Here is a 9,270-nt window from a genome sequence, read left to right on the forward strand (position 1 = left end):
CAATTGCTGGCGATGTCCCAACGCCGGTCCAATCCGAAGGTCGACCTGTTCGTCGGCGGACACCATCCGTGCGATCTCTACGATCTGCCGACGTTGAGTGAACTGGCCGTCGCGAACAAATGGCTCACCGTCGTTCCGGTCACCGAAAGCGACGAAAACCCCTGGTGGTATTACCATCCGGAACGTGTCGAGCCCGATCTTCCGGGCATAGCGCCGCGCGAAACGGGACAGATCGGAGCGGTCGTGGCCCGCGGCGGCGACTGGTCGGACTGCGATGTCCAGATCGTCGGATCACCGAGTACGGTGCAGACCACCAAATTCCGGTTGATGGCGGCGGGCACGCCCACCGAGAACATTCGCCACGATCCGCTGTTCTAGCCGGCGCGGATCAGAGCCCGTCGAAGCGGATCGCCTCCGGCGGCGTACCCGTATTGACCAGCACTTCCAGTGTGGCCTGGGTCATTCCGGGCGAACCGCACACCAGGACCTGGTGGTGCAGCAGCGGGCCCATATCGCCCACCACATCGGCCAGCGTGCCCTCCATCATCTCGTCGACATCGAATCCGACATCCACGCGGCAGCTCTCGTACCACTGGTCGACCCAATTCGGGTCCTCGGCCCTCTCGACCACGGGAATCACCGTGAGCCAGGGCATTTCGCCGGCGAGCAGGTAGAGCATGTCGGAGGCGTAGAGGTCGCGCGGGCTGCGTCCGCCGATGAACAGATGCGTGCGCGGCGGCTCCGGGCGACGGGACAGATCCAGCAGGAGCGAGCGCATCGGCGCCAGACCCGTTCCGCCGGCGATCATCACGAGGTCGGTGGTGCCGGGGTCGACGCTCAGCCACCCGGCGGGAGCGCTGATCCGCCACTCGTCGCCGGGAGCCGTTTCGGTGACGATCGATCCGCTGCACCATCCGCCCGGCACGGTGCGGACGTGGAATTCGAGTTTGCCGTCCAGTGACGGCGGCAGCGCGGGCGACAGCCGGCGGCGCATACCGGGATGCTGCGGAATCTGGACCTCGACCGATTGGCCCGCCTCGAACGGGACGAATTCGCCGATCAACCGGACCACCGCGAGATCGTGGCGCAGCCGATGATGTCCGACGACGGTCGACGACCATTCCGTCGGCGCGTCCAGCCGAATCTCCCCGGTCTCATCCGGACCCAACGTCACCGTTCCTCCTGTGATCCGAGGGACAGCTCCCGCCCCCGAAAAGTCTTGTGCCGGGCGCAGTCCCGTTCGCTCGCGCCCGCCCACCAAGGTACGCCGCGGACGCCGGGTTGCCTACCGATTGCCGCTCACACCGGGTCGGCGCTGATGATGTGTTCGGGGGTGCCGACCGCCAGCAGCGCCCGCTTGGTGTCGGCGATCATCCGCGCCGATCCGGCGATCTGGATCTGCCGATCCGACCACGTGCCGAAGCTGGCCACGACCGCGCCCAGATTCCCGATCAGCCGCCGATGCATGCCGTACGGCGGGTCCGCGGGCGGATGCGGATGCCACCACGGATTCGTGTCGCTCTCACAGACCGGCACCACCGTCAGCCACGGATTGCTCAGCGACAGCTGCCACATGTTCTCCACGTCGTACAGATCGCACGGATAGCGGCCGCCGATGAAGAAGTGCACACGCGGGTTCACGCCGCGCCGGCCCATCTCGATCAACTGCGCGCGCAGCGGCGCGATTCCGGTCCCGGAGCCGATCATCAGCACGTCGCGCTGGGATTCGGTGTCGATGTGCAGGCCGCCCAGCGGCCCGGCGATCAACCAGGTGTCGCCGACCTCGGTTTCGCCGACGATCGCGGGACTGACCCAGCCGGTGCGGATCTTGCGGACGTGGAATTCGATCTCGCCGTACGGGTTCGTGGGAATGGCCGGGGACAGATACCGCCACATCTTCGGCCGCTGCGGGATCGAGACCGGTACGTACTGCCCGGCCTGGTAGGGGATCGGCTCGTCGGACTGCAGGCGCACGATCGCCAGGTCGTCGAGTACGCGCCGATGGCCGACCACCGTCGCTTCCCAATACGGTCGCGAGGTGTCGGAATTGGCGCCGATGGCCATCGAGGCCGAGATCAGGATGGCGATATCGCGCCAGCCGTCCTCCAGATCGGGTGTCCAGAGCGGACCGTTGTAGGTGACGAAGGCAGCGAGCAACGCGCGTCCGGCGGCATCGTAATGTGCCGCCGCGACACCGTATTTGCGGTGGTCGAGGGCCAACTGTTCCAGGAACCGCTGCGCGCGGTCCCAGTTCTCCAGATGATCCAGCACGAACTGGATGGCGGTGACAACCCGCTTGGGCTGCATATCCATCGTGTGCGGGAACAATTCGCGCAGGCCGGGAGCCTCCGCGAACAGATGCCTGTAAAACGCGCCGATCAATCGTTCGGGCCCTTGCGGCGCCTCGACGATCGACCGGAAGTTGGCGCGGACCAGCGCTGCCGAACGCGCATCCACGACGTCGAGCTTCCTTTCCTTCAATGTGTCCGACTACAGCTGCCGTGTCGTCGGCCCCCGCGGACCAGTATCCCCGAAAAAACCGTGGTCGTGCGGTGATGAGCGGATCACTTTACCCAGATCCACCAAGGGTGAAACGATTGGCCACAGGTTCCTGAAATATGTCAAACTTGAGCGGAACAGACTCAACTCCTACCGCGTTGGACTACTCAGAAGAGTCGGACCGCCCGGACCCGACCGACCACAACGCGAGACGACCGTAGGAAGGTGATCGTGGACTCGTTCAACCCCACCACCAAGACTCAGGCTGCCCTGACGGCTGCCCTGCAGGCGGCTTCGGCCGCCGGAAATCCGGAGATTCGTCCGGCTCACTTGCTGGTGGCGCTGCTGGATCAAACCGACGGCATCGCCGCCCCCCTGCTCAAGGCTGTCGCTGTCGACCCGGCAACGGTGCGACGCGAGGCGCAGGACATCGTCGACCGGCTGCCCCGCGCGACCGGCGCCACCACGCAGCCGCAGCTCGGCCGGGAAGCGCTCGCCGCGCTCACCGCCGGCCAGCGCCTCGCCACCGAACTCGGTGACGAGTACGTCTCCACCGAGCATGTCGTGGTGGGTCTCGCCGAAGGCGACTCCGATGTCTCGCAGCTGCTGCTGAAGTACGGCGCCACCGCGGACGCGCTGCGCGAGGCGTTCACCGCCGTGCGTGGCAACACCCGCGTGACCAGCGCGGACCCCGAGGGCACCTATCAGGCGCTGGAGAAGTACTCCACGGACCTCACCGCCGCCGCGCGCGAGGGCAAACTCGATCCGGTCATCGGCCGCGACACCGAGATCCGGCGCGTGGTGCAGGTGCTGAGCCGGCGCACGAAGAACAACCCGGTCCTCATCGGCGAGCCCGGTGTCGGTAAGACCGCCATCGTCGAGGGGCTGGCCCAGCGCATCGTCGCCGGGGACGTTCCGGAATCGCTGCGCGGGAAGACGCTGGTCTCGCTGGACCTCGGTGCGATGGTGGCCGGCGCGAAGTATCGCGGTGAGTTCGAGGAACGGCTCAAGGCGGTGCTGGAGGAGATCAAATCCAGTGCCGGACAGATCATTACGTTCATCGATGAGCTGCACACCATCGTCGGCGCCGGCGCGACCGGCGAATCGGCGATGGACGCCGGCAACATGATCAAGCCGATGCTGGCGCGCGGTGAACTGCGCCTGGTCGGTGCGACCACGCTCGACGAATACCGTCAGCACATCGAGAAGGACGCCGCCCTCGAGCGCCGCTTCCAGCAGGTGCTGGTCGGCGAGCCGTCGGTGGAGGACACCATCGGCATTCTGCGCGGACTCAAGGAGCGCTACGAGGTACACCACGGCGTGCGGATCACCGACTCCGCGCTGGTGGCGGCCGCGACCCTCAGCGATCGCTACATCACCTCGCGGTTCCTGCCCGACAAGGCGATCGACCTGGTCGACGAGTCGGCCTCGCGGCTGCGCATGGAGATCGACTCGCGGCCGGTCGAGATCGACGAGGTCGAACGGGCGGTGCGCCGCCTCGAGATCGAGGAGGTCGCCCTCGCCAAGGAAACCGACGAGGCCTCCAAGCAGCGACTCGACAAGTTGCGCCAGGAACTGGCCGACGACCGCGAGAAGCTGAACCAGCTGATGGCGCGCTGGCAGAACGAGAAGCAGGCCATCGACTCGGTCCGCACCATCAAGGAGCAGCTGGAATCGCTGCGCGGTGAATCCGAGCGCGCCGAACGCGACGGTGATCTCGGCAAGGCCGCCGAACTGCGGTACGGCCGCATCCCGCAGCTGGAGAAGCAGCTCGCGGAGGCCGAGAAGAACGCGGGCAAGGCCGGCAGCGGCAGCCTCGAGGACGAGGTGATGCTCAAGGAGGAGGTCGGTCCGGACGACATCGCCGAAGTGGTCTCCTCGTGGACCGGCATCCCGGTCGGCCGCATGCTCGAGGGTGAAACCCAGAAGCTGCTGCGGATGGAGGAGGAACTCGGGCATCGAGTGGTCGGACAGGCCGAGGCCGTCACCGCGGTCTCCGACGCGGTGCGCCGCGCCCGGGCCGGGGTCGCCGACCCCAACCGGCCGACGGGCTCGTTCATGTTCGTCGGACCCACCGGTGTCGGTAAGACCGAGCTGGCGAAGGCCCTCGCGGACTTCCTGTTCGACGACGAGCGCGCGATGACCCGCATCGATATGAGCGAGTACTCCGAGAAGCATTCGGTGGCTCGCCTCGTCGGCGCCCCGCCCGGATATGTCGGCTACGACCAGGGCGGCCAGCTCACCGAGGCGGTCCGGCGACGGCCGTACACGGTGGTGCTGTTCGACGAGATCGAGAAGGCGCACCCCGACGTCTTCGACATCCTGCTGCAGGTACTGGACGAGGGGCGGCTCACCGACGGCCAAGGCCGCACGGTGGACTTCCGCAACACCATCCTCATCCTCACCTCCAACCTGGGTGCCGGTGGCGACAAGGAGTTCGTGATGAACGCCGTGCGCTCGGCATTCAAACCGGAATTCCTCAACCGCCTCGACGACGTGGTGATGTTCTCCGCGCTCAACGAGGAGCAGCTCGAGAACATCGTCGACATCCAGTTGGCGCAGCTGCAGAAGCGGCTCTCGCAGCGGCGGCTGAAGCTGGACGTCAGCGATTCGGCGCGGTTCTGGCTGGCCGTGCGCGGCTACGACCCGGTCTACGGCGCCCGGCCGCTGCGCCGGCTGATCCAGCAGGCCATCGGCGATTCGCTCGCCAAGGAGCTGCTGGCCGGTGAGGTCACCGACGGCGACCTGGTGAAGGTCAACGTCGCACCCGACGGCGACGGGCTGATCGTCGGACGGTGACGACCGAGCCGTCCGGGATTCGATGAACGGGGCGCGGTGTGTGAGTGAATCGCACACCGCGCCCCGCGTATCCGCCGGATTCCGCCCGCGCAGGTTTCGGATTCCGCCCGCTCAGGTTTCCGAGGTTGTCGCACTTCGCTGAAGCAACGCCGATCTGCACCTACCCTGGTGAGCATGACGAATCCGAGCGACCCGTGGGCGCAGCGTCCGGATTCACCCGATACGCCGACCGAGAAGCTCGGCGCATCGGGCCGGCATCCGGACGACGGCGCTGACCACACGACGGAATACTCGGAAGCGTACGGTCGGAGCCCCGGGCCGTACGAGAGCACTCGCCCCTACGGACATCCCGGGCCCTACGAACAGACCGCGCCCTACGAATTCCCGTCCCATCCCGAATATGAGGGCCGGTACTTCGAACAATCGCCCGGCCCGAACGCGACCCGCGAACTTCCGCCCTACGACAGCCAATGGGGCGCCTACGAATCCGGGTACAGCGAACCGGGTGAATACCCCCCTTACGGTTCCGGCGCCCCCGACCCCACCGGCCCCCAGGGAGCAGTCGGCCCGACCGGACTGCCCGTCGAACCGCCGCGGCGCCACCGCACCGGCCTGTGGATCGCGCTGACCGCGGCCGTCTTCGTTCTCGTGGTCCTCGGCGGCATCGCCGCGGGCCTGCTGCTCGCCGGCAACGACTCCTCGTCCTCCGATGCGGCCGCCACCGGCCGGCCCGCGCCGACGCGCGTACCGGTCGTCCCGCCGAACCCGTCCGGCGGTGCGCAACCCAGCCTCCCGCAGCTACCGGGCCTCGGCGACATCGACGGTCTCGGGGCGACCATGGGGACCGTGAACAGCAACGACGGAACGACCATCATGCTGCAGTCGATGCTGGGCAACTCGGTCACCGTGCACACGGACGCGCAGACCCAGGTGATCTCGATGGGATCCGGAAAGGTCTCCGATCTGAAACAGGGCGACATGGTGGTCGTGCAGGGCGACAAGAACCCGGACGGGTCCATCAAGGCGAAGATCATCATCAGCACCCAGTTGCCGAGGTAATCCGCCTCCGCATCGCTGCGGCGGGATCGTCGTCACTGCCGCACGGAGGCGGGGGTCGTGCCGGTCATGCGGCGGTAGAACTTCACGAAGTTGGTGGCCTCGGAGAAACCGAGTTCGCGCGCCAGCGCTGCGACGGTGACGTCGGTGGTGGCCAGGCGGCGGCGGGCTTCCAGCGCCAGTCGTTCGTCGAGATACCGCTTCGCGCTGATACCCCGGGCCCGGCGCACCGACCGGTCGATGGTCTTGGTGCCGGCGTGCACGGCCCGCTCGTAGTCGCCGACCCGATGCCGTCGGGGAAATTCGGCTTCGACCGCCGCCGCGAAACGCGCGAAGACCGCGGACACCAGCCCGTTGTCCGCCGCAGCGCCTAGCGCCGCGGCCACCAGTGGGGTGAGCGCCAGGCGGAGTGCGTCGGCGATATCGCGAGCGCACGACGGCGCGGCGAGCACCAATTCCAGATGTCGCAGTGCCGTCGTGACGAGCGGATCTCGCGGATCCGTCGCCCATCGGCTCGGCCGGACCGGATCGTCGGCGAACGTCGCGACCCGATTGCCGGGGGCGAGGGCGTCGGGGGTGAACAGGATCGCGGTTCCGTGCAGCCGGTCGGCATCGAGCACCTGATGAACCTGTCCGGGCCGCAACCAGAACACCGCGCCCGCGGCCAGATCGTCCGGCCGGAAGTCGACGGCATGGCGGCCCGCGCCACCGGTGATCACACCGACGACGTGGAAATCCGGGCGAACCGGCCGGTGCCGCACCACGCCCCGGAAAACATCCGGGAGGCGCCGCAGCTCGACCGCACGGCCCGCAGCAGCGGGTGCGTAGCCGACGCCGAGTACGTGTTGACCTGTTTCGACCATGACCGGTCGTAAAACTACCTCGTCATGGCGTCCTGAGCGGAGTGGGATGGAGATATCCGACCAGAACGGAGCACGATGAACACCCTCGCCACCCTCGCCCGGCGCTTCCATCTCCGCGACTCCGGCGGCACCGGCCCGGCCGTACTCTTCTTGCACGGCAACCTCATGGACTCGACCATGTGGGACGGCGTCGTCTCGAACCTCTCCGGCTACCGCAGCATCCGCTTCGACTTCCGGCTGCACGGTGATACCGAGGACGACGGTCTGCCCTTCACCTATTGGGACGCCGCGCGCGACGCCCTGAGCGTCCTGGACGCGCTCGACGTGCCGGCCGCTCACATCGTCGGTCACTCGCAGGGCGGATTCACCGCGCTGCGGGCGGCCCTGCTGGCCCCGGCACGTATTCGGAGCTTGACACTCATCGATACCGCCGCGGATCCGTTCCCCGGCCCGGCACTGGAACAAATGGCTCGCATCCGGGACGGTTTCGCCGCCGGTGCGGTCGAGGCGACCGGGGGCGCGGTTCTCGATCTGCTGCTGGGTGACGCCGCGGCGGTCGAGCATTGGCTGGCCCGGATACGACGGCAGCCTGCCGATCGACTCGCTCGCGCGGTCGGTGTGCTGATGGGCGCCGACGGAATCGCCGGCCGCCTCGCCGAGATCACCGCCCCGGCGTTGGTCGTCCACGGCGGCGCCGACCTGCCCATTCCCGCTGCGTCCGGCGCCGCCCTCGCCGCCGCGCTACCCGGCGCGGAACCGCTGGAATTGCTGGACGGTGTCGCGCACACCCCGCCCGTGACCCACCCCGCCGCGGTCGCCGCGCTGCTGCGCACCTTCCTCGAGGCGGCGGCCGACGATGCCCCACAACGAGTTTCGGCAACCGCACCCGCGCCGTGAGTGCGACGCCGCGGGTGCGGCGCCTCCGCCGTGCCCGCTCGGGGGTGTGACGTCGGAAGGCAGGCGCGAACCGCGGGACGAACGGGCGCGAGCAATTGCACCCGAACCCACTAGACTCAGGTGCGATGACAGCAGCAATCTGGTTCGGCCTCGCGGCGATCGCACTGGTAGGTGCGATCGTACTGCTGTATTTCGATCGCGTGCAGCGGCAGCGGACCGGACACGTACGGCAGGTCTGGGCCAAATCCCAGGGATACACCTACGTTTCGGTCGAACCTTCGCTGGCATCGACATGGCGGCGGGGCGCGATGGCCAAACTGGGGTATCTGTCCGCGATCGATGTGGTTTCCGGTAATCGCAAGGGCGAGAAGTTCGTTCTGTTCGATCTGGAGGACGCCGCGACGCTGGTCGCCGTGCGCCGCCAGATCGGCTCGGACATCGATATCGACCTGCGCCTGAAAACCGCCGCCCCGCCCAAGGACGCCGATCTGGAACTGCTCGGCGCGATCGGCGACCGCGTGGTCTTCGCCACCAATCCGGACGTCGCCCGCCACGCCGTCGACCAGCGGATGGTCCACTTCATCGAAACACTGCCGCACACCGTGCAGCAGTTGTGGAGTGAGGGCAACTGGACGCTGGGCATGTTGCCGGTCGGCACCGCGTCCAAGGATTGGGAGGCCGCGATCGATGCCGTGCTGCGGCTCTCGGGTCTGCTGCACGTGCTGCCGCCGGTGGCCGGCGGCGACCGCGGCCGCCTGGAATCCGATCAGCACGATCCCGGTCGTCCGCGCCCGAATGCCGAGGAACCCGGTGAAGCCGACCAGGGCTACCGCGAGCAGGGCTATGCCGACCAGAGCTACCGGGACCAGAGCTACGACGACCGGGCCGACCGCGACTTCCGCGATCAGGATTACGGCGACCGGTTCGAGCGCTACGAAGACGACGAGTTCGACGACGGATTCGACGACGAGCAAGGTCCAGGCGACCGGTTCGACGACGACCGCGATTTCCGTGACGAGCGCGCATCCGGGCCCCGGGACGGCGACGCACACGGCGGCCGGAGCCGGTTCGCGCACGAGAACGTGGACGGCATCGACCGCGGGAACATCGCACGTGGCGGCACCGACGCACCGCCCGGCCCCCGCGCGGGCGATAC

Annotated in this window: 7 protein-coding genes and 1 pseudogene; 5 read left to right on the forward strand and 3 right to left on the reverse strand. The window is 67.9% G+C overall.

Going from position 1 to position 9,270, the window contains the following annotated elements; genetic code table 11:
* Window positions 1-378 (forward strand): annotated as a pseudogene (locus tag A5780_RS40610) (flavoprotein); the annotation flags it as partial.
* A gap of 10 nt (window positions 379-388) precedes the next feature.
* Here the strand turns inward: A5780_RS40610 and A5780_RS04110 are convergent.
* Together A5780_RS04110 and A5780_RS04115 are read right to left on the reverse strand one after the other, a co-directional pair.
* Window positions 389-1,174, reverse strand: a complete 786-nt coding sequence (locus tag A5780_RS04110) for an FAD-binding oxidoreductase (RefSeq protein ID WP_081879635.1) — start codon at window positions 1,172-1,174, stop codon at window positions 389-391.
* Between the two features lie 125 nt (window positions 1,175-1,299).
* Complete coding sequence (locus A5780_RS04115; RefSeq protein WP_064907750.1) at window positions 1,300-2,457, reverse strand: FAD-binding oxidoreductase; 1,158 nt, start codon at window positions 2,455-2,457, stop codon at window positions 1,300-1,302.
* Window positions 2,458-2,730: 273 nt separating this feature from the next.
* On the opposite strand from A5780_RS04115, the gene clpB reads away from it, so the two are divergent.
* Together clpB and A5780_RS04125 are read left to right on the forward strand one after the other, a co-directional pair.
* A complete protein-coding gene (clpB, locus tag A5780_RS04120) occupies window positions 2,731-5,298 on the forward strand; it encodes an ATP-dependent chaperone ClpB (protein ID WP_063031653.1) in 2,568 nt (855 codons plus the stop codon).
* 174 nt (window positions 5,299-5,472) lie between these two features.
* The gene (locus A5780_RS04125; protein ID WP_064907751.1) at window positions 5,473-6,357 is read left to right on the forward strand and encodes a DUF5666 domain-containing protein; all 885 of its coding nucleotides are present in this window, start codon (window positions 5,473-5,475) and stop codon (window positions 6,355-6,357) included.
* A gap of 32 nt (window positions 6,358-6,389) precedes the next feature.
* Here the strand turns inward: A5780_RS04125 and A5780_RS04130 are convergent, their stop codons facing one another.
* Window positions 6,390-7,217, reverse strand: a complete 828-nt coding sequence (locus tag A5780_RS04130) for a helix-turn-helix domain-containing protein (protein ID WP_064907752.1) — start codon at window positions 7,215-7,217, stop codon at window positions 6,390-6,392.
* A 75-nt stretch (window positions 7,218-7,292) separates the two neighbouring features.
* Between A5780_RS04130 and A5780_RS04135 the strand changes: the two genes are divergently transcribed.
* On the forward strand, window positions 7,293-8,114 hold the full coding sequence (locus A5780_RS04135) for an alpha/beta fold hydrolase (RefSeq protein WP_064907753.1): 822 nt from the start codon (window positions 7,293-7,295) through the stop codon (window positions 8,112-8,114).
* Window positions 8,115-8,239: 125 nt separating this feature from the next.
* A partial coding sequence (locus A5780_RS04140; RefSeq protein WP_231982842.1) for a hypothetical protein occupies window positions 8,240-9,270 on the forward strand: 1,031 nt, incomplete at its 3' end.

Origin of the sequence: Nocardia sp. 852002-20019_SCH5090214 (assembly GCF_001665865.1) — a bacterium.
In the GTDB taxonomy this organism is placed as follows: domain Bacteria; phylum Actinomycetota; class Actinomycetes; order Mycobacteriales; family Mycobacteriaceae; genus Nocardia; species Nocardia nova.